General features: G+C 71.4%; 14 protein-coding genes. 8 read left to right on the forward strand and 6 right to left on the reverse strand.

Annotation, left to right across the window (positions count from 1 at the left end):
- The first annotated feature begins 11 nt into the window (after positions 1 to 11).
- The 5 genes from trpM (at position 12) to lgt (ending at position 4,433) form a co-directional block, all read left to right on the forward strand.
- Positions 12 to 182, forward strand: coding sequence for a tryptophan biosynthesis modulator TrpM (gene trpM, locus FE633_RS49955; protein WP_138050964.1), 171 nt, complete (start codon positions 12 to 14; stop codon positions 180 to 182).
- A 224-nt stretch (positions 183 to 406) separates the two neighbouring features.
- Positions 407 to 1,693 carry a tryptophan synthase subunit beta gene (gene trpB, locus FE633_RS45080; RefSeq protein WP_138050953.1) on the forward strand — a complete coding sequence of 429 codons (1,287 nt, stop codon included), beginning with the start codon at positions 407 to 409 and terminating at the stop codon, positions 1,691 to 1,693.
- Positions 1,690 to 2,502, forward strand: coding sequence for a tryptophan synthase subunit alpha (trpA, locus tag FE633_RS45085; RefSeq protein ID WP_138050954.1), 813 nt, complete (start codon positions 1,690 to 1,692; stop codon positions 2,500 to 2,502). The genes trpB and trpA overlap by 4 nt, the downstream gene beginning before the upstream one ends.
- 78 nt (positions 2,503 to 2,580) lie before the next feature.
- Entirely contained in the window at positions 2,581 to 3,354 is a 774-nt protein-coding gene (locus FE633_RS45090) for a DsbA family protein (protein WP_171060391.1), read from the forward strand.
- A gap of 80 nt (positions 3,355 to 3,434) precedes the next feature.
- Complete coding sequence (lgt, locus tag FE633_RS45095; RefSeq protein WP_138050956.1) at positions 3,435 to 4,433, forward strand: prolipoprotein diacylglyceryl transferase; 999 nt, start codon at positions 3,435 to 3,437, stop codon at positions 4,431 to 4,433.
- A 64-nt stretch (positions 4,434 to 4,497) separates the two neighbouring features.
- On the opposite strand, the gene FE633_RS45100 is transcribed toward lgt, so the two are convergent.
- Genes FE633_RS45100 through FE633_RS49070 form a run of 6 tightly spaced genes read right to left on the reverse strand, consistent with a single transcriptional unit; the run spans position 4,498 to position 12,264 of the window.
- Positions 4,498 to 5,328, reverse strand: a complete 831-nt coding sequence (locus tag FE633_RS45100; RefSeq protein ID WP_138050957.1) for an HpcH/HpaI aldolase/citrate lyase family protein — start codon at positions 5,326 to 5,328, stop codon at positions 4,498 to 4,500.
- Complete coding sequence (locus FE633_RS45105) at positions 5,325 to 6,542, reverse strand: CaiB/BaiF CoA transferase family protein (protein WP_138050958.1); 1,218 nt, start codon at positions 6,540 to 6,542, stop codon at positions 5,325 to 5,327. The genes FE633_RS45100 and FE633_RS45105 overlap by 4 nt, the downstream gene beginning before the upstream one ends.
- Entirely contained in the window at positions 6,539 to 7,951 is a 1,413-nt protein-coding gene (locus FE633_RS45110; RefSeq protein ID WP_138050959.1) for an ADP-ribosylglycohydrolase family protein, read from the reverse strand. Before FE633_RS45110 ends, FE633_RS45105 begins: the two co-directional genes overlap by 4 nt.
- Positions 7,948 to 9,093: an ADP-ribosylglycohydrolase family protein gene (locus FE633_RS45115; RefSeq protein ID WP_138050960.1), complete on the reverse strand. Its 1,146-nt coding sequence runs from the start codon at positions 9,091 to 9,093 to the stop codon at positions 7,948 to 7,950. The genes FE633_RS45110 and FE633_RS45115 overlap by 4 nt, the downstream gene beginning before the upstream one ends.
- 7 nt (positions 9,094 to 9,100) lie before the next feature.
- The gene (locus tag FE633_RS45120) at positions 9,101 to 10,369 is read right to left on the reverse strand and encodes an ADP-ribosylglycohydrolase family protein (RefSeq protein ID WP_246114132.1); all 1,269 of its coding nucleotides are present in this window, start codon (positions 10,367 to 10,369) and stop codon (positions 9,101 to 9,103) included.
- Complete coding sequence (locus tag FE633_RS49070) at positions 10,366 to 12,264, reverse strand: ADP-ribosylglycohydrolase family protein (RefSeq protein WP_246114133.1); 1,899 nt, start codon at positions 12,262 to 12,264, stop codon at positions 10,366 to 10,368. Before FE633_RS49070 ends, FE633_RS45120 begins: the two co-directional genes overlap by 4 nt.
- Before the next feature lie 327 nt (positions 12,265 to 12,591).
- On the opposite strand from FE633_RS49070, the gene FE633_RS45130 reads away from it, so the two are divergent.
- The 3 genes from FE633_RS45130 (at position 12,592) to FE633_RS45140 (ending at position 19,746) form a co-directional block, all read left to right on the forward strand.
- Positions 12,592 to 13,320 (forward strand): VIT1/CCC1 transporter family protein, encoded by a 729-nt coding sequence (locus FE633_RS45130; RefSeq protein WP_138050961.1) that lies wholly within the window; start codon positions 12,592 to 12,594, stop codon positions 13,318 to 13,320.
- A 368-nt stretch (positions 13,321 to 13,688) separates the two neighbouring features.
- Positions 13,689 to 18,293 carry a glutamate synthase large subunit gene (gene gltB / locus FE633_RS45135; protein WP_138050962.1) on the forward strand — a complete coding sequence of 1,535 codons (4,605 nt, stop codon included), beginning with the start codon at positions 13,689 to 13,691 and terminating at the stop codon, positions 18,291 to 18,293.
- Entirely contained in the window at positions 18,286 to 19,746 is a 1,461-nt protein-coding gene (locus FE633_RS45140; RefSeq protein WP_138050963.1) for a glutamate synthase subunit beta, read from the forward strand. Before gltB ends, FE633_RS45140 begins: the two co-directional genes overlap by 8 nt.
- The last annotated feature ends 227 nt before the right edge of the window (positions 19,747 to 19,973 follow it).

Genomic DNA, 19,973 nt, shown 5'->3' on the forward strand with positions numbered 1-19,973 from the left:
CCGCGGCCCCCTTGGCGCCGCGGGACCCCTACGCCCGCCTCGCCCGCGGCTGCCGTCCGCGAGGGTGCCGGGCGCCCGCGCGGCGGGTGCACGGGCGCCGGGTGCGGTACGTGATCGGGGACGAGCCGGGGCAGGTCAACGGGATGCGATGGCCTCGGCGCCCGGGGACTGTCCGACCCTGATCCGCCGGACAGGCCCTGGCGCGCCTCCGCCGCCGGTAGGTTTCCGCTCGGTTCAGCGCGGCGATCTCATTGCGTGCAGGTGAGATGCCCTGGACGGGGCGCCCGCACAGCGATGCTGATCCGTCGTGAGCATGACTCGACGTGCACCTCTGACGGCGCACGCGCGCACACCGTGAACGCCATCCGACTTGCGACCGGGGCCCACGCCCCTGTGAGGTAACCGCATGCCCAGCGAGTTCTTCATTCCCGACCCGGAGGGTCAAGTTCCCAGTGCCGAGGGGTACTTCGGCACGTTCGGCGGCAAGTTCATCCCGGAGGCGCTCGTCGCCGCCGTGGACGAGGTCGCCGTGGAGTACGACAAGGCGAAGTCCGATCCCGAGTTCGCGCGCGAACTGGACGACCTGCTCGTGAACTACACCGGCCGGCCCAGCTCCCTGACCGAGGTGCCGCGCTTCGCCGAACACGCCGGGGGCGCCCGGATCTTCCTCAAGCGGGAAGACCTGAACCACACCGGATCCCACAAGATCAACAACGTGCTCGGCCAGGCGCTGCTCACCAAGCGCATGGGCAAGACCCGTGTCATCGCCGAGACCGGAGCCGGTCAGCACGGCGTCGCGACCGCCACCGCCTGCGCCCTCTTCGGCCTCGAGTGCACCATCTACATGGGTGAGATCGACACCCAGCGGCAAGCCCTCAACGTCGCGCGCATGCGCATGCTCGGGGCCGAGGTCATCGCCGTGAAGTCCGGCTCCCGCACCCTCAAGGACGCCATCAACGAGGCGTTCCGCGACTGGGTCGCCAACGTCGAGCACACCCACTACCTGTTCGGGACCGTCGCCGGGCCGCATCCTTTCCCGGCCATGGTCCGTGACTTCCACCGTGTCATCGGCGTCGAGGCCCGCCGGCAGATCCTCGAACGCGCCGGGCGCCTTCCCGACGCCGCGGTCGCCTGCGTCGGCGGCGGCTCGAACGCCATCGGCCTCTTCCACGCCTTCATCCCGGACACGGACGTACGCCTCATCGGCTGCGAGCCCGCCGGCCACGGCGTCGACACCGGTGAGCACGCGGCCACCCTCACCGCAGGCGAGCCCGGCATCCTCCACGGGTCCAGGAGCTACGTCCTGCAGGACGAGGAGGGCCAGATCACCGAGCCGTACTCGATCTCGGCCGGCCTCGACTACCCGGGCATCGGTCCCGAGCACTCCTACCTCAAGGACAGCGGCCGCGGCGAGTACCGCGCCGTCACCGACGACGCGGCCATGCAGGCCCTGCGCCTGCTGTCGCGGACCGAGGGCATCATCCCGGCCATCGAGAGCGCGCACGCGCTCGCGGGCGCCCTCGACGTGGGCAAGGAGCTGGGCAGGGACGGGCTGATCATCGTCAACCTGTCCGGGCGCGGCGACAAGGACATGGACACGGCCGCCCGGTACTTCGGCCTGTACGACACGGACGCGGCCGTCGCCGCGGACGCCGACGGCGACACCGCCGAGATCGAGGGGGACGCCAAGTGAGCGGCAACATTCAGCTGTTGAGCGACACCCTCGCCGCCGCGAAGGCCGAGGGGCGTTCCGCCCTCATCGCCTACCTCCCGGCCGGTTTCCCGACCGTCGACGGCGGGATCGACGCCATCAAGGCCGTCTTCGACGGGGGCGCCGACGTCGTCGAGGTGGGGCTGCCGCACAGCGACCCGGTCCTCGACGGCCCGGTCATCCAGACCGCCGACGACATCGCCCTGCGCGGCGGGGTCAAGATCGCGGACGTGATGCGCACGGTCCGCGAGGCGTACGAGGCGACCGGGAAGCCGGTGCTCGTGATGACGTACTGGAATCCGATCGACCGCTACGGCGTCGAGCGGTTCACCGCCGAGCTGGCGGAGGCCGGCGGGGCGGGATGCATCCTGCCCGACCTCCCCGTGCAGGAGTCCGCGCTCTGGAGGGAGCACGCCGAGAAGCACGGACTCGCGACCGTCTTCGTCGTCGCGCCCAGCAGCAAGGACGCCCGGCTCGCCGACATCACCGCGGCGGGATCCGGATTCGTGTATGCGGCCTCCCTCATGGGGGTCACCGGCACCCGTGAATCGGTGGGCGCGCAGGCCCAGGACCTGGTGCGGCGCACCAAGGCGACCACCGATCTGCCGGTCTGCGTCGGACTCGGCGTCTCCAACGCCGAACAGGCCGCCGAGGTCGCCGGCTTCGCCGACGGCGTCATCGTCGGCTCGGCCTTCGTGAAGCGCATGCTGGACGCGCCGGACGAGGCGGCGGCTCTGGAGGCCGTACGCGCGCTCGCCGCGGACCTCGCCCAGGGCGTCCGAGGGGCGTAACCGACAACCCGCTCACTCGTACGGGTGGACCTGGGATCGGGGAGGCGCGCTGCGCCTCCCCGGTTCGTTCTGCCGGGCGTGAGCGAGAAGAACCGTGAGGGAAAGCGCACCGCCCGCGAGCGGCTTGCGGCGGAGCGAGAGAAGCAACGGTCGGCGGAGAAGCGCCGCCGGCTGCTGATCGTGGGCGCCGCCGTCGTCTGCGTGCTGGCACTGGCCGCGGTGATCGGCGTGCTGGCCGCGAACATGGACAAGGACAAGACGGACACGGCGGGCCCGGTCACGGCACCCTCGGGGGCGAACGGCGACGACAACCTCGTCATCCCCGTGGGTGAGGCGAACGCCAAATCCACCCTCACCGTGTGGGAGGACTTCCGCTGCCCGGCCTGCAAGAACTTCGAGAGCGCGTACCGCCCGACCATCCATGAGCTCACGGATTCCGGACAGCTGAAGGCCGACTACCGGCTCGTCACGCTGATCGACGGGAACATGGGCGGCAGTGGTTCGCTCCACGCCGCCAACGCCGCGGCGTGCGCTCAGGACGCCGGGAAGTTCACGGCGTACCACGACGTGCTGTTCGAGAACCAGCCCGTGGAGACGAAGGACGATTACGCCGACAACGGCAAGCTGATCGAGCTGGCGGGCAAGGTCGAAGGGCTCGACACCGACGCCTTCAGGAAGTGCGTCGAGGACGGGGCGCACAACAGCTGGGTCGCCCAGTCCAACAAGGCCTTCCAGAGCAGTGGCTTCCAGGGCACGCCGACGGTGCTGCTGAACGGCAAGAACATCTACCAGGACCGGACGATGACCCCGGCGAAGCTGAAGCAGATGGTCGAGGAGGCGAACAAGGCGTAGCGCAGCCGCGCCTCGTTATGGAGCCGTAGCCCGGGCGGGTTGCCGAGTTTCCCGCCCGGCAGGGTAGCGTCGACCCTGCCATGGAACTTGCCTACATCCCCAGCCCGTCGCGCGGAGTGTACGAACTCTTCGGCGTTATTCCGCTGCGCGCCTATGCGTTCTGCATCATCATCGGTGTCTTTCTGGCCGTCTGGCTGGGAAACAAGCGGTGGATCGCCCGCGGGGGCCGGTCCGGCACCGTGGCCGACATCGCCGTGTGGGCGGTCCCGTTCGGCCTCGTCGGCGGACGGCTGTACCACGTCATCACGGACTACCAGCTGTACTTCAGCGAGGGCCAGGACTGGGTCGACGCCTTCAAGATCTGGGAGGGCGGCCTCGGCATCTGGGGCGCCATCGCTCTCGGTGCGCTGGGTGCGTGGATCGGATGCCGTCGGCGCGGGATCCCGTTGCCCGCATGGGCCGACGCCGTCGCGCCGGGCATCGCCCTCGCGCAGGCCATGGGCCGCTGGGGCAACTGGTTCAACCAGGAGCTGTACGGGCGGCCCACGGATCTTCCCTGGGCGCTGAAGATCACCTCCTCCGCGGACGGGCGCATTCCTGGCACGTACCACCCGACGTTCCTCTACGAGTCGCTGTGGTGCATCGGCGTCGCGCTGCTCGTCATCTGGGCGGACCGGCGCTTCAAGCTCGGGCACGGGCGGGCGTTCGCGCTGTACGTCGCCGCGTACTGCGCGGGCCGGTTCTGGATCGAGTCCATGCGCGTCGACGAGGCCCACCACATCTTTGGGCTCCGCCTCAACGAGTGGACCGCGATCATGGTCTTCCTCCTCGCCGTCATCTACATCGTGGTGTCGGCCAAGCGGCGTCCGGGCCGCGAGGAGGTCGTCGAGCCGGGTGTCTCCGACGGTTCGGGGGACGACTCGGTTGCCGAGGCCTCCGACAAGGACGAGGACAAGGAAAAAGACGAGGACACCGAGGCCTCCGGCAAGGACACGGACGCCGCGGCGGAGCCCGAGTCGGATGAGGACGCCGTGCCGTCGGACACGAAGGACGAGGCCGAGTCGGCCAAGAAGGGCTAACATCGGCTGATACGTCGAAGGGGGCGCCCCAAGGATTTTGGGGCGCCCCCTTCGTGTGCCGGGACTATGTGCGGCGGCGGGCCAAGGCCAGGGTGCGGTGCGCCGCCGCCACCACCGCCGTGTCGATGAGCCGGCCGTTCGGGAGGGCCTGGGCGCCGGGCTCCGTGGCGGCGGCCTTGATGATCTCCTCGGCGGAGGCGATCTCCTCCAGGGACGGCAGATAGGCGTGCTCGATGACGGGCAGCTGATCGGGATGGATGGCCGCGCGGCCCAGGAAGCCCAGGGAGCGGCCATGGGCGCAGGACACGGCCAGGCCGGCGAGATCGCGTACGTCCGGATAGACGGACTGGGCCGGCGGGGCCAGGCCCGCGGCGCGGGCGGCGAGGACGACACGGGCGCGGGACCAGTCGAGGCCGGCCTCCTCGCGTACGCCGAGGTCCGCCCGTAGATCGGCCTCTCCCAGTGCGATGCCGCGCAGCGAGGGGTCGGCCGTGGCGATCGCATACGCGCGCTCGATGCCGAGAGCCGATTCCAGGAGGGCGTACAGCGGGAGACCGGCCGTTCGTTCCGCGGTGCGGGTGATCTGGGCGGGGGAGGTCACCTTGGGCAGGCGCAGGGCCGAGAGGCCCGGGAGCGGCAGCAGGGAGCGGAGGTCGGCGTCGCCCTGCGGGGTGTCGAGGGCGTTCACGCGGACGTGGACCGGGAGCGGTGGCGGCTCGGAGAGGAGTTCGGCGGTGGCGGCGCGGGCGTACTCCTTGCGCTCGCGGGCGACCGCGTCCTCCAGGTCGACGATGACCACGTCGGCTCCGGCCCGCAGGGCTTTGGCGACCACGGAGGGGCGGTCACCGGGGGCGTAGAGCCAGGTGAGGGGGAGGGGCTCGGGCTCGGTGGTCACAGCGCGCCCTCCGCTCTGAGGGCGGTGATCTCGGCGGCGGTCAGGCCGAGTTCGGTGAGGACCGTGTCCGTGTCCGCGCCGTGCGGGCGGCCCGCCCAGCGGATCCCGCCGGGCGTTTCGGTCAGGCGGAAGAGGACGTTCTGCATGCGCAGCGGGCCGAGTTCGGGGTCGTCGACGGTCGTGATCGTGTCCAGGGCCGCGTACTGCGGATCCTCCATGACCCCGCGTACGTCCTGGATGGGCGCCACCGCGGCTTCCGCCTTCTCGAAGGCGTCGATGACCTCGGACCGGCTGTGCCGGGCGATCCACGCGCCGACCGCCTCGTCGAGTTCGTCCGCGTGCCGGGCCCGTTCCACGCCCGTGGCGAACCACGGCTCGGTCGTCAGCTCGGGGCGGCCGACCAGGCGCAGTACGCGTTCGGCGACCGACTGCGCCGAGGTCGACACGGCGACCCAGGTGCCGTCCGCGGTGCGGTAGGTGTTGCGGGGCGCGTTGTTCTGCGAACGGTTGCCCAGACGCGGCTGGACGTGGCCCAACTGGTCGTACCAGAGCGGCTGCGGGCCCAAAACCGTGAGGATCGGCTCGATGATCGCCATGTCGATCACCTGGCCGTGGCCGTGGCCGTGGCCGTGGCCGTCGCCGTCGCCCGTGCGGTCGCGGGCCGCGAGGGCCGTCATCACCGCGTACGCCGTGGCCAGGCCCGCGATCGAGTCGGCCAGTCCGAACGGCGGGAGAGTGGGCGGCGTGTCCGGTTCGCCGGTGATCGCCGCGAAGCCGCTCATCGCCTCGGCGAGCGTGCCGAAGCCGGGCCGGTGCGCGTACGGGCCGAACTGGCCGAAGCCGGTGACCCGGGCGAGGACCAGGCCGGGGTTCGCCGCCGACAGCTCCGCCCAGCCGAGGCCCCATTTCTCCAGCGTGCCCGGGCGGAAGTTCTCGATGATCACGTCGGAGGAGGCGGCGAGTCGCAGGAGGGTGCGGCGGCCGCCGTCCTTCGAGAGGTCGAGGGTGATCGTGCGTTTGTTGCGGCCGAGGAGCTTCCACCACAGGCCGACGCCGTCCTTGGAGGGGCCGTGGCCGCGGGCGGGGTCCGGCTTGCGGGGGTGTTCGACCTTGATGACCTCGGCCCCGAAGTCGCCGAGCATCGTGGCGGCGAGCGGTCCGGCGAAGAGGGTGGCCAGGTCGAGGACGCGGAGGCCGGTCAGGGGTGCGGTCATGGGTGGGAGGCCTCCTGGTGGGTCAGGTGGGCGAGGGTGTCGAAGCCGATTCCGTCGAAGTCGCCGATGGAGGTGGCGAGCCGGTTCTTGAGAGGGGCCGTCCAGCGGTCGGCGATCGCGTCCGGGTGGCCCGCCAGGAGTCCGGCGATGGATCCCGCCGTCGCGCCGTTCGAGTCGGTGTCCCAACCGCCGGACACGGCACGGCAGATGGACGCGGTGAAGTCGCCGTCCGCGTGGGTGAGGGCGGCGGCGAGCAGGGCCGTGTTGGGGATGGCGTGGACCCAGTGGTACGCCGTGTGGGTGGCGTGGAGTTCGTCCACGACCCCGTCGAAGTCCCGGCCTCGGTGTTCCTGGGCCAGTTGGACGGCGTGGCGGACGGCTCGGGCGAGGCGGGAGTCCGGGGGGACGACGGACAGGCCGGTGCGCAGGCAGGTGTGGATGTCGCTGGTGCGGGTGGCTGCCTCGGCGATGGTGGCCGCCGTGAACATCGCCGCGTAGACGCCGTTGGACGTGTGGCTGAGGGTGGCGTCCCGGTGGGCCTGTGCCGCGGCCGCGGCCGGGTCGCCGGGGTTGGTCCAGCCGTGTACGTCCGCGCGGATCAGGGCGCCGATCCATTCGCGGAAGGGGTTGCGGTGGTGGGCCGTGAGCGGGGGCTCGATGCCGCCCAGGAGGTTGCGGTAGGCGATGCGTTCCGCTGTGAAGGTGCGGGCCGCCGGGAGTTCGTCCAGCCAGAGTCGGGCGACGTCCGTGGTGGTGAAGCTCTTGCCGTGGCGTTGGAGCAACAGGAGGTTGAGGACGGGGTAGTTGAGGTCGTCGTCCTCGGGCATGCCGTTGATGTTCTCGGCGAGGGAGGTGGTCGCCGAGCGGCGGTTCCAGGGGTATGCGGCCGTGAGCTCGGGTGGCAGGCCCTGTGCTGTGAACCAGGTGGTCAGGGGCCAGTTGCCGGTGGCTCGGGCGAGGGCGCGGATCGCTGTCAGCGGGAGTTTTTCCACCGGCTTGCCCAGGAGACAGCCGGCGGCTCTGCCGAGCCAGGCGGCGTGCAGGCGGGGGAGGGGGAGGAGCGGTGCGGTGGGAGGGACTTCGTCCCGAACGCCACCCCTTTGTTCCGAGGGCCAATGGGGGCACAGGGCTTGGATCTCGCCGAGGCCGGTCGGCTCGCTGTGCTCCAACCTGCTGGGCAGAGCGGCGAGTTCATCGAGCAGGTCGCCGGCCAGCCTCCGTAGGTACGGCGACGCCGGTTCGTGTGAGGCGCCCGCGCGACGGGGAGCTTCCTGACCGCCCGCGGCGCGCCAGCGGGCGGCGATCGCGGAGGGATCGCGGCCGTCCTGGGCCGCCTGGCGGAGTTCGTGGCCCAGCAGGTCCTCGGGCTGGACCCAGGTGAGGCGGAGTGGCGTCAGGAGTGAGGTCATGAGAGCTCCGCGAACGCGGACTCATGGGCGCGGCGCCGCCGCACGTCCTTGGTGAAGACCTCCCGGGTCACCTCCGCGAGTGTCCTGGCCGGAGTCTCCAGGTCCAGTCGGCTGGACTCCGCGACCGTCTTGGCCCAGTCGCGCGGGGCCGGAGAGCCGAGGGCGCCCGCGAGGGCGCCGGACATCGTGGCGATGGAGTCGCAGTCCCGGCCGTAGTTGACGGAGCCGAGGACGGCGTGGCGGTAGTCGCCGCCGGACACCACCACCATGCCGAGAGCGATGGGGAGTTCCTCGATCGCGTGGACGCGGGAGGGGCGGCGGGCGCCGAGGGACGGGGCGCGGTAATCGGGGCCGACCGTGTCGTACGGGGCGACCGCCTCGCGCAGGGGGCGCAGGGCCGACTCGAAGTCCGTGTGGCGGGTTGCCGTTTCGCAGACCGATTCGATCGCCGCACGGGTGCCGTCCTTCGCCACGCTCAGACAGGCCCCGACCACCGAATCCGGGGTCGCACCCGGGGCGCAGGCCGCGGCCACCGCCGCCGCGAAGACGCCCGCGGCCTCGCGCCCGTACGAAGACTGGTGCGCGCCCGCGATGTCGAGGGCCTCGGCGTACGCGCCTGCCGGGTTGGCCGCGTTGACCAGGCCGACCGGAGCCATGTACATCGCGGCACCGCAGTTGACGATGTTGCCGGTGCCGGCCTCGCGCGGGTCGATGTGGCCGTAGTGGATGCGGGCCACCAGCCACTTCTCGGCGAGGAAGACGCGCTGGAGGGGGAGGGCCTCCGCCCCCAGTTCGGGGATCCAGCGGGGGGTGGTCATCAGATCGGGCACCAGGTGCTCGGCGATCGCGTAGGCGTCCAGATGGTCGCGGACCGCGGCGTACACGCGGATCAGTGCGTGGGTCATCAGGGTGTCGTCGGTGACGTGGCCGTCGCCCTTGTGGTACGGGGCGATGGGGCGGGCGGTGCGCCAGTCGTCGCCGTTCCAGGGGCCGACGATGCCGTGGACGCGGCCGCCGTGGCGTTCGGTGATCTGCTCGGGGGTGTAGCCCTCGACGGGGCCGCCGAGCGCGTCGCCGACGGCGGCTCCGACGAGGCTGTGGATGATCCGTTCTTCCAGGGTTCCGGTTCGGGTGGGCGTCATGTCCGAATCATCCCTCTGGGAGGGCCGGCTCCGTCGCTGTGAGCAGTTCGGCGAGTTCCACCAGATCCGTGCCGGTCAGGCGGGGGAGGGCGCAGCCGGAGAGGGTGCGGCAGGCGTCGCGCCAGGCGGAGGGGATGGCGCTGCCGCCGCCGAGGGCGCCGGTGAGGGCGCCCACGAGCGCGGGGGCCGAGTCGGCCACGCGGGACAGGCAGGCGGCGGCGGGCACGGCCTGGTCGATGCGGCCGCGCGCGGCGGTCGCGAGGGCGAGGGCCACCGGGACGGTCTCGGCGGCGGCGATGCCGTAGCTGTAGACGTGGTCGACGATCTGATGCTCGAGGAGGGGTACGAGACCGAAGGCACCGTCTGCGGTGTCCGCGTCGCGGACGAGCTGGAGCGCGTGGCGGGCGTTGCGGCCGATCTCCGTGGACTCGGGGAGTTCGGCGAGTGCGGCCGTCGCGCAGGCGTCGACGTCCGCGCCGGTGAGCGCCAGCGCGATCGCCGCGGCCATGGCACGGGCGCCGTGCACACCGTCGCCGTCCTGGGTGTAGCGGGCGTCGAACTCGGCGAGCTCCGCGGCGAGTTCGGGGTCACCGGCGTGCGCTACGGCGAGTACACAGGCCCGTACGCAGGCCGCGTCGTCGAAGTAGTGGGGGTTGTCGTGGCCGGTGGCGGGCGGGCGCAGACCGGTGGCGAGGTTGCCGAGTCCGGCGTGCACGGAGATGCGGGCGCGCAGGGGGAGGACGGCCGACTCGACCTCCGGGGCGCGGTCGGCGGCCGCGGCCACCTCGCCGGCGAGGGCGTTCCAGGAGAGGTCGATGGCCGCGCGCATCCGGCGCTCCCGGCTCAGATCGCCGAGCACGCTGCCGTCGGCGGCCCGCAGCACGGCCTCCGCCGCGAACGCCGCCCATTCGGCGTCGTCCGACGGTCCGAGCCTGAGCGGTTCGGGCGGCTGGTTGAGCGCGATCGGCACGGGCAGCGTCGTGGTCGCGTTCTGCTCCGCGAACGTGTCCAACTCCCGCGTCAGCCGCCGCGTCCACTCGGGCATCCGCGCGGCCCGATGCCGCGCGGCGGGCCAGCCGGCGGCATCACCCGCGGCCAGCCCCAGAAGGAGACCTTCGATACGCCGCCGGGGCTGAGCCGTGGACGCATCGGGTGCGAGGCCCGGGGCGTCGGTGAGGGAGCCGCGGGCGCCGGGAGCGCTCGGAGCGAGACAGGACTGGCCGGCGTCACCGACACTGCCGACGCCGGGCGCGCCGACCAGGGGGTTGGGAGTCACGGCCGCCCCTCGTCCTCGTCACCCACGGTCGCCGACACGCCCCGGCCAGGGTCGGCGGCCCGAGTGAACGCCCTGAAGGCAGGGGCGGGAGCCGAGGGCTGAGTCGAGGCCGTCATCGGGGTCGGTGCGGCAATGGACGCGGCAGCCGGGGTTGGGGTCGAGGGCGGTGCGGGAGCCGGCTCCGCATGCGGAGCCGGAGCGATACCCGCGGCCGCAGCCGATGCCGGAGCCGGAGCCGACACCGAGGCGCGAGCGGCAGCCGCAGCCGGTGCCGGTGTCGGTGCCGGAGTTGGAGCAGACTTCGAGGCGGGAGCGGCAGCCGCAGCCGGTGCCGGTGCCGGAGTTGGAGCAGGGGCCGGAGTTGAGGCGGGAGCCGATGCCGCATGCGGAGCCGATGCCAGAGCTGGAGCCGACATCGAGGCGGGAGTCGGCTCCGCATGCGGAGTCGGAGCGACACATGCAGCCGCACCAGATGCCGGAGCCCGAGCCGAGGTGGGAGCCGATGCCGATGCCGGAGCCGGCGCCGAGGCCGGAGCTGGCGCTGCGGCCGCAGCCGACACCCGTGCGGGAGCCGCAGCCGCAGCGGACGCTGAAGCCGGCCCCAGGCCCAGACCCAGAGTCAGGGCCGGAGCCGGAGCCGGAGCCGAGGTGGGAGTCGGCCCCGTATGCGGAGTCGGAGCGACACATGCAGCCGCACCAGATGCCGGAGCCCGAGCCGAGGTGGGAGCCGGCGCCGATGCCGGAGCCGGCGCCGCGGCCGCAGCGGACACCCGTGCGGGAGCCGCAGCCGCAGCTGACGCTGAAGCCGGGCCCAGGCCCAGAGTCAGGGCCGGAGCTGGGCCTGGGCCTGGCTCTGGCTCGGGTGTCGGCCTTTGTTCCCTGCCCGACGGTGCCCCCTCCTCGTCCGGGGTCAGCAAGTCCGCCACGTCCAGCACGTGGTGCCCCCGCATCGAAGGGAGGCAGCTGCCGCGGGCCGGGCCGATGGCTGATGCCCAGGCCGTGGGGATCGCGGAGGCGCCCCGTGCGGCGCCGGCCAGTGCGCCCGCCACCGCCGCCGTCGTGTCGGCGTCGCGGCCCATGTTCACCGCTGTGAGGACCGACTGGCGGAAGTCGCCGTCGGCGGCGGCGTACGCGCCGAAGGCCAGGGCGACCGCCTCGGGGGCCAGGTCGGTCCAGGGGTAGCCGCCGATGACCACCGCGGAGCGGACCGCGCGTTCGCCGCGGTGGGCGCAGGCGACCGCCCGGCGCAGGCAACGCGCGGTCCAGGAGTCGTCCGGAACGACCGCGAGCGCGGAGGCGACCACCGCGATCGTGGGGGCGCCCGCCATCGCCGCCGCCACTCCCGCCGCGACCGCCTGGCCGCCGTAGATCCCCTCGCCGTCGTGGCTCACCGAACCGTCGATCGCCACCAGGCGGGCCGCCTCGGCGGGGCGGCCCGCGGCGAACACCCCGAAGGGTGCCGCACGCATCGCCAGCCCGTCGCTCCACGCATGCCGGTGCTGGGCGGAGATGGGCGCCGCGAGGCCCCGGCGCAGGTTCTCCAGCGTGCCGCGCTCGCTGAAGCCCGCGCCCCGGAACGGCCCCTCGTCCCGGTCCGCGATCCACCGGTGCCAGGCCGCCTCGACATGCGCGACCGTGAGAGCCGAACCGTGCCGGGCCAGCAGCAGCCCCGAGAAGATCGCGTACTCCGTGTCGTCCGTGCCGGACGGGCGCTCGGCGACGTACCCCGTGATCCGGCCCCAGCGAGCGCGGATCTCCGAAGGCTTCATGTTCTCGGCGGGCGCGCCCATCGCGTCCCCGACGGCGAGTCCGAGCAGCGCACCGCGCGCCCGTTCACGAAGACCGGCGGCGTCCCCGGACGCCGGAACCGAGGGAATGCAGGCGGTGGAAGCCATGCGGTGCCACTCCTCTCAGGGCTCCTGGCCTCCTGTCAGGGGCGAGGACCTCAGTGCGCGGACCTCAGTGCCCGACGTCAGTGGCGGACTTCAGTGCGTGCGCGGAGCCCTTTGTGGATGTGTCCCACCTGAGCGCCCCACCCGTGCCTCACACACCTCAGCGTCACCCGGTCGACATCTGTGCAGGGCTGCCCACGGATGAGCGGCGAAGGGCAAAAGCGCAGGTAAGTACGGCCTTCCTTGCTGGCGAGGCCGGAATTCCGGGCGTACTTTTGGTGTTGTCCAAAAGTGGAATCAGTACACATCACACTCCCCGGGGGATCCGTCATGTCCGTCATCGAGACCGAAGCGAACCTGCATGTGGCGCACCGCGACAACCACACCCACCGGGACGTCAACGGTGGTTGGCTGCGCCCGGCGGTCTTCGGCGCGATGGACGGACTCGTCTCCAACCTGGCGCTGATGACGGGTGTCGCGGGAGGGTCCGTCTCCACCCGGACCGTCGTCATCACCGGTCTCGCGGGCCTCGCCGCCGGCGCCTTCTCCATGGCCGCCGGCGAGTACACCTCCGTCGCCTCGCAGCGCGAACTCGTCGAGGCCGAACTCGACGTGGAGCGCGGGGAACTGCGCAGGCACCCCAAGGACGAGGAGAGTGAGCTCGCCGCGCTGTACGCATCCCGTGGCGTCGACCCCGCGCTCGCCCGTGAGGTCGCCCGGCAACTGTCCAAGGACCCCGAGCAGGCCCTCGAGATCCACGCGCGCGAGGAGCTGGGCATAGACCCCGGCGACCTGCCTTCGCCGACCGTCGCCGCCGCGTCCTCCTTCGGCTCCTTCGCCCTGGGCGCCCTCCTGCCCGTACTCCCCTATCTGCTGGGCATGACCGCGCTGTGGCCCGCGGTGGTGGTGGCGCTGTTCGGGCTCTTCGCGTGCGGTGCGGTCGTGGCCCGGGTGACCGCGCGGTCCTGGTGGTACAGCGGACTGCGGCAGCTCGCCCTGGGCGGGGCCGCGGCGGGTGTGACGTACGCCCTGGGCAGTCTGTTCGGCGCGGCCGTATGATGGGTGTGCTGAGGGTTCTATGCAAGGGACTGCATAAGTAGCCGTTACTCAGCGGTTTCGATTCCATGACCACTGGGCATGAGCCGTAAGCGCCGCTGGCAATGAAGCCTGCGCCGCACCCAGCGTGGTGGGCGACGTTGCCCGTTGCGTACGGGCCGACGGGCAACGACCTGTCCCAGTAGGTCCCCTTACTCCACCGCCACGAGCGGTACCCCCACCGCGGGCTGCGGTGCCCGCATGTTGGGACGCGGTATCCGGTTCCCGAGATCCGCCCCATCATGTAACCTGCACGAAATTTTGCACCCATAGCAGAGGGCCAACGTCGTCCCTCGGCACTTGCATATGCCACGACGACGACGGGAGAGCCGATGCGCACGCCGCGCCAGCCGTCCCAGCACTCCACGAATGGCCAGAACTGGTCGTTCATGGATGCTCGCCCTGCCGCGCAGGGTATGTACGACCCGCGCAATGAGCGCGACGCCTGCGGCGTCGGCTTTGTGGCGACCCTCACCGGTGAGGCGAGCCACGCGCTGGTCGAGCAGGCGCTCACCGTGCTCCGCAACCTGGAGCACCGCGGCGCGACCGGCTCGGAGCCCGACTCCGGTGACGGCGCGGGCATCCTGTCCCAGGTCCCGGACGCCTTCTTCCGCGCGGTGGCCGAATTCGAGCTGCCCGCGGCCGGTGCCTACGCGGTCGGCATCGCCTTCCTGCCCGAAGAAGGGGCGGCCGACGCCGTCTCGCGGATCGGGACGATCGCCGACGAGGAGGGCCTGACCGTTCTCGGCTGGCGCGACGTCCCGGTCGCCCCCGAACTCCTCGGCGCCACCGCCCGTTCGACGATGCCCGCCTTCCGTCAGGTCTTCGTCGCCGACGGCGTCAGCGAGGGCATCGCGCTCGACCGCAAGGCCTTTGTGCTGCGCAAGCGCGCCGAGCGCGAGGCCGGTGTCTACTTCCCGTCGCTCTCCGCGCGCACCATCGTCTACAAGGGCATGCTGACCACCGGTCAGCTGGAGCCGTTCTTCCCGGACCTGTCCGACCGCCGCTTCGCCTCCGCGATCGCGCTCGTGCACTCCCGGTTCTCCACGAACACCTTCCCGAGCTGGCCGCTCGCCCACCCGTACCGCTTCGTCGCGCACAACGGCGAGATCAACACGGTGATGGGCAACCGCAACTGGATGCGCGCCCGCGAGTCCCAGCTGGTCTCCGACCTGTTCGGCCCGCAGGAGCAGCTGGAGCGGATCTTCCCGATCTGCACGCCCGAGGCCTCCGACTCGGCCACCTTCGACGAGGTGCTCGAACTCCTGCACCTGGGCGGCCGCTCGCTGCCGCACTCCGTGCTGATGATGATCCCGGAGGCGTGGGAGAACCACGACTCCATGGACGCGGCCCGCCGCGCCTTCTACCAGTACCACTCCACGATGATGGAGCCCTGGGACGGCCCGGCCTGTGTCACGTTCACCGACGGCACCCAGGTCGGTGCCGTGCTGGACCGCAACGGTCTGCGCCCCGGCCGCTACTGGGTCACCGACGACGGCCTCGTCGTCCTCGGCTCCGAGGTCGGCGTCCTCGACATCGACCCGTCGAAGGTCGTCCGCAAGGGCCGCCTGCAGCCCGGCCGTATGTTCCTCGTCGACACCGCCGAGCACCGCATCATCGAGGACGACGAGATCAAGCAGTCGCTCGCGTCGGAGAACCCGTACGAGGAGTGGCTGGAGGCCGGCGAGATCGAGCTCTCCGACCTCCCCGAGCGCGAGCACATCGTGCACACCCACGCCTCGGTCACCCGTCGTCAGCAGACCTTCGGGTACACCGAGGAAGAGCTGCGCGTCATCCTCGCGCCGATGGCCAAGGCCGGTGCCGAGCCGATCGGCTCGATGGGCACGGACTCGCCGATCGCCGCGCTGTCCGATCGCCCGCGTCTCCTCTTCGACTACTTCACCCAGCTCTTCGCGCAGGTCACCAACCCGCCGCTGGACGCGATCCGCGAAGAGCTGGTCACCTCGCTGCACTCCTCGCTGGGCCCGCAGGGCAACCTCCTGGAGCCGACCGCCGCGTCGTGCCGCAGCGTCACCCTGCCCTTCCCGGTGATCGACAACGACGAGCTGGCCAAGCTCATCCACATCAACGCCGACGGCGACATGCCGGGCATGACGGCCGCGACACTGTCGGGCCTCTACCGGGTCAGCGGTGGCGGCGACGCCCTCGCGGCGCGGCTCGAGGAGATCTGCGCCGAGGCCGACACCGCCATCGAGAACGGCGCCCGCCTGATCGTCCTGTCCGACCGGCACTCCGACGCCGAGCACGCGCCGATCCCGTCGCTGCTGCTCACCGCGGCCGTCCACCACCACCTGATCCGCACCAAGCAGCGCACCAAGGTGGGTCTGCTCGTCGAGGCGGGCGACGTCCGCGAGGTCCACCACGTGGCCCTGCTCATCGGCTTCGGCGCCGCGGCCGTCAACCCGTATCTGGCGATGGAGTCCGTCGAGGACCTCGTCCGTGCGGGGACGTTCCTCCAGGACATCGAGGCCGAGCAGGCCATCCGCAACCTGATCTACGCCCTCGGCAAGGGCGTCCTGAAGGTCATGTCCAAGATGGGCATCTCGACCGTCGCCTCCTACCGCGGCGCCCAGGTCTTCGAGGCCGTCGGCCTGGACGAGGCCTTCGTCGAGAAGTACTTCAACGGCACCGCGACCAAGATCGGCGGCGTCGGCATCGACGTCATCGCCAAGGAGGTCGCCGCCCGCCACGCCAAGGCGTACCCGGCATCGGGTATCGCTCCCGCGCACCGCGCCCTTGACATAGGCGGTGAGTACCAGTGGCGCCGCGAGGGTGAGCCGCACCTGTTCGACCCGGAGACGGTCTTCCGCCTCCAGCACTCCACGCGCACCCGCCGCTACGACGTCTTCAAGCAGTACACGGACCGCGTGAACGAGCAGTCCGAGCGGCTGATGACGCTGCGCGGCCTGTTCGGCTTCAAGTCCGGTTCCGAGGGCCGTCAGCCGATCTCCATCGACGAGGTCGAGCCGGCCTCCGAGATCGTCAAGCGCTTCTCCACCGGGGCCATGTCGTACGGCTCCATCTCCAAGGAAGCCCACGAGACGCTCGCCATCGCCATGAACCAGCTGGGCGGCAAGTCCAACACCGGTGAGGGCGGCGAGGACGCGGACCGGCTGTACGACCCGGCGCGCCGTTCGTCGATCAAGCAGGTCGCCTCCGGCCGCTTCGGCGTGACGTCCGAGTACCTGGTCAACGCGGACGACATCCAGATCAAGATGGCCCAGGGCGCCAAGCCCGGCGAGGGCGGCCAGCTGCCCGGCCACAAGGTCTACCCGTGGGTGGCCAAGACCCGGCACTCGACGCCGGGCGTCGGCCTGATCTCCCCGCCGCCGCACCACGACATCTACTCCATCGAGGACCTGGCGCAGCTGATCCACGACCTGAAGAACGCGAACCCGCAGGCGCGGATTCACGTGAAGCTGGTCTCCGAGGTCGGCGTCGGCACGGTCGCCGCGGGTGTCTCCAAGGCCCACGCGGACGTCGTACTGATCTCCGGCCACGACGGTGGTACGGGCGCCTCGCCGCTGACGTCGCTCAAGCACGCCGGCGGCCCCTGGGAGCTGGGCCTCGCCGAGACCCAGCAGACCCTCCTGCTCAACGGGCTGCGCGACCGCATCGTCGTGCAGACCGACGGCCAGCTGAAGACCGGCCGTGACGTCGTCATCGCCGCGCTCCTCGGCGCCGAGGAGTTCGGTTTCGCGACCGCGCCGCTCGTCGTCTCCGGCTGCGTCATGATGCGCGTCTGCCACCTGGACACCTGCCCGGTCGGTATCGCCACGCAGAACCCGACCCTGCGCGAGAGGTTCTCCGGCAAGGCCGAGTACGTCGTGAACTTCTTCGAGTTCATCGCCGAAGAGGTCCGCGAGCTGCTCGCCGAGCTGGGCTTCCGCTCCATCGAGGAGGCCGTCGGCCACGCCGAGGCGCTCGACGTCACCCGTGCCGTCGACCACTGGAAGGCGCAGGGCCTGGAGCTGGAGCCGCTGTTCCACGTGCCCGAGCTGCCGGAGGGCGCCGTGCGCCACCAGCTGATCGAGCAGGACCACGGCCTGGCGAAGGCGCTCGACAACGAGCTGATCAAGCTCGCCGCCGACGCGCTGGCCGCGAACTCCGCGACCGACGCCCAGCCGGTGCGCGCCCAGGTCGCCATCCGCAACATCAACCGCACGGTCGGCACCATGCTCGGCCACGAGGTGACGAAGAAGTTCGGCGGCGCGGGCCTGCCCGACGACACCATCGACATCACCTTCACCGGCTCCGCGGGCCAGTCCTTCGGCGCTTTCCTGCCGCGCGGTGTCACGCTCCGCCTGGAGGGCGACGCCAACGACTACGTCGGCAAGGGCCTGTCCGGCGGGCGCCTGGTCGTCCGCCCGGATCGGGGCGCCGACCACCTCGCCGAGTACTCGACGATCGCGGGCAACACCATCGCGTACGGCGCGACCGGCGGCGAGCTGTTCCTGCGCGGCCGCACCGGCGAGCGCTTCTGCGTCCGCAACTCCGGTGCGACGGTCGTGTCCGAGGGCGTGGGCGACCACGGCTGCGAGTACATGACCGGCGGTCACGCGGTGATCCTCGGCGAGACGGGCCGCAACTTCGCGGCCGGTATGTCGGGCGGCATCGCGTATGTGATCGACCTGAACCGCGACAACGTGAACGTCGGCAACGTGGGCGCCATCGAGGCGCTCGACGACACCGACAAGCAGTGGCTGCACGACGTGGTGCGCCGGCACGCGGAGGAGACCGGTTCGACGGTCGCCGAGAAGCTCCTCGCCGAGTGGTCCGTGTCCGTGGACCGTTTCAGCAAGATCATCCCCAGCACGTACAAGGCAGTGCTCGCCGCCAAGGACGCCGCCGAGCGAGCCGGACTCTCCGAGTCCGAGATCACCGAGAAGATGATGGAGGCGGCGACCAATGGCTGATCCCAAGGGCTTTCTGAACCACGGCCGCGAGGTCGCCAGGACCCGCCCGGTGGAAGAGCGCGTCAAGGACTGGAACGAGGTCTACGTCCCGGGCTCGCTGCTGCCGATCATCTCCAAGCAGGCCTCGCGCTGCATGGACTGCGGCATCCCCTTCTGCCACAACGGCTGCCCGCTGGGGAACCTGATCCCCGAGTGGAACGACTACGCGTACCGCGAGGACTGGGGCGCCGCCTCGGAGCGGCTGCACGCGACGAACAACTTCCCGGAGTTCACCGGGCGGTTGTGCCCCGCCCCTTGTGAGTCCGCGTGCGTGCTCGGCATCAACCAGCCCGCCGTGACCATCAAGAACGTCGAGGTCTCGATCATCGACAAGGCGTGGGAGACCGGGGACGTCGCCCCGCAGGCCCCCGAGCGCCTGTCCGGCAAGACCGTCGCGGTCATCGGCTCGGGCCCGGCAGGCCTGGCTGCCGCCCAGCAGCTGACCAGGGCGGGCCACACGGTCGCCGTCTACGAGCGCGCGGACCGTATCGGAGGCCTCCTCCGCTACGGCATCCCCGAGTTCAAGATGGAGAAGCGGCACATCAACCGGCGTATCGAGCAGATGCGCGCGGAGGGCACCCGCTTCCGTACGGGCATCGAGATCGGCCGCGACCTCAAGGCGACGGATCTGCGCAAGCGGTACGACGCCGTGGTCATCGCGGCGGGCGCGACCGTCTCGCGCGACCTGCCGGTGCCGGGCCGTGAGCTGAACGGCATCCACTTCGCGATGGAGTACCTGCCGCTGTCCAACAAGGTGCAGGAGGGCGACTTCGTGACGCCCCCGATCACCGCCGAGGGCAAGCACGTCGTCGTCATCGGCGGCGGTGACACCGGCGCGGACTGCGTGGGCACGGCCCACCGTCAGGGTGCCGCGTCCGTCACGCAGCTGGAGATCATGCCGCAGCCGGGCGAGGAGCGGAACCCCGGCCAGCCCTGGCCGACCTTCCCGATGCTCTACAAGGTCACCTCCGCGCACGAGGAGGGCGGCGAGCGGATCTACTCCGTCTCCACCACCCACTTCGAGGGCGACGAGGACGGCAACGTGCAGTGGCTGCACCTCGTCGAGGTCGAGTTCGTGGACGGCAAGCTGACGCAGAAGCCGGGTACGGAGCGCAAGATCCCGGCCCAGCTGGTCACGCTCGCGATGGGCTTCACGGGCACCGACCAGGAGAACGGTCTGGTCGCGCAGTTCGGCCTGGAGCTCGACCAGCGCGGCAACATCGCCCGCGACGCTGACTTCGCGACCAACGTCCCCGGCGTGTACGTCGCCGGCGACGCCGGCCGCGGTCAGTCCCTCATCGTCTGGGCCATCGCGGAGGGCCGCTCGGCCGCCCGCGGGGTCGACAGCTTCCTCACGGGGGCGAGCGAACTGCCCGCTCCGATCCGCCCGACGGACCGCGCGCTGATGGTCTGACGGGTTCACCAGACGTCCCGTACAAAGGCGTACGGAACACGCGACGCCCGCCCCTTGTCCCCGACCGGACGCTGGGCGGGCGTCGTGGTGTTTTCGCTCCCGCCGCCCCTACCCATTCCCGTCCCCTGGGGCTCCGCCCCAGACCCCGCCAGGGGGCTCTGCCCCCTGGACCCCCGCTCCTCAAACGCCGGAGGGGCTGATTTTCAGCCCGTCCGGCGTTTGAGGAC

Source organism: Streptomyces montanus, from assembly GCF_005786655.1.
GTDB lineage: Bacteria > Actinomycetota > Actinomycetes > Streptomycetales > Streptomycetaceae > Streptomyces > Streptomyces sporangiiformans.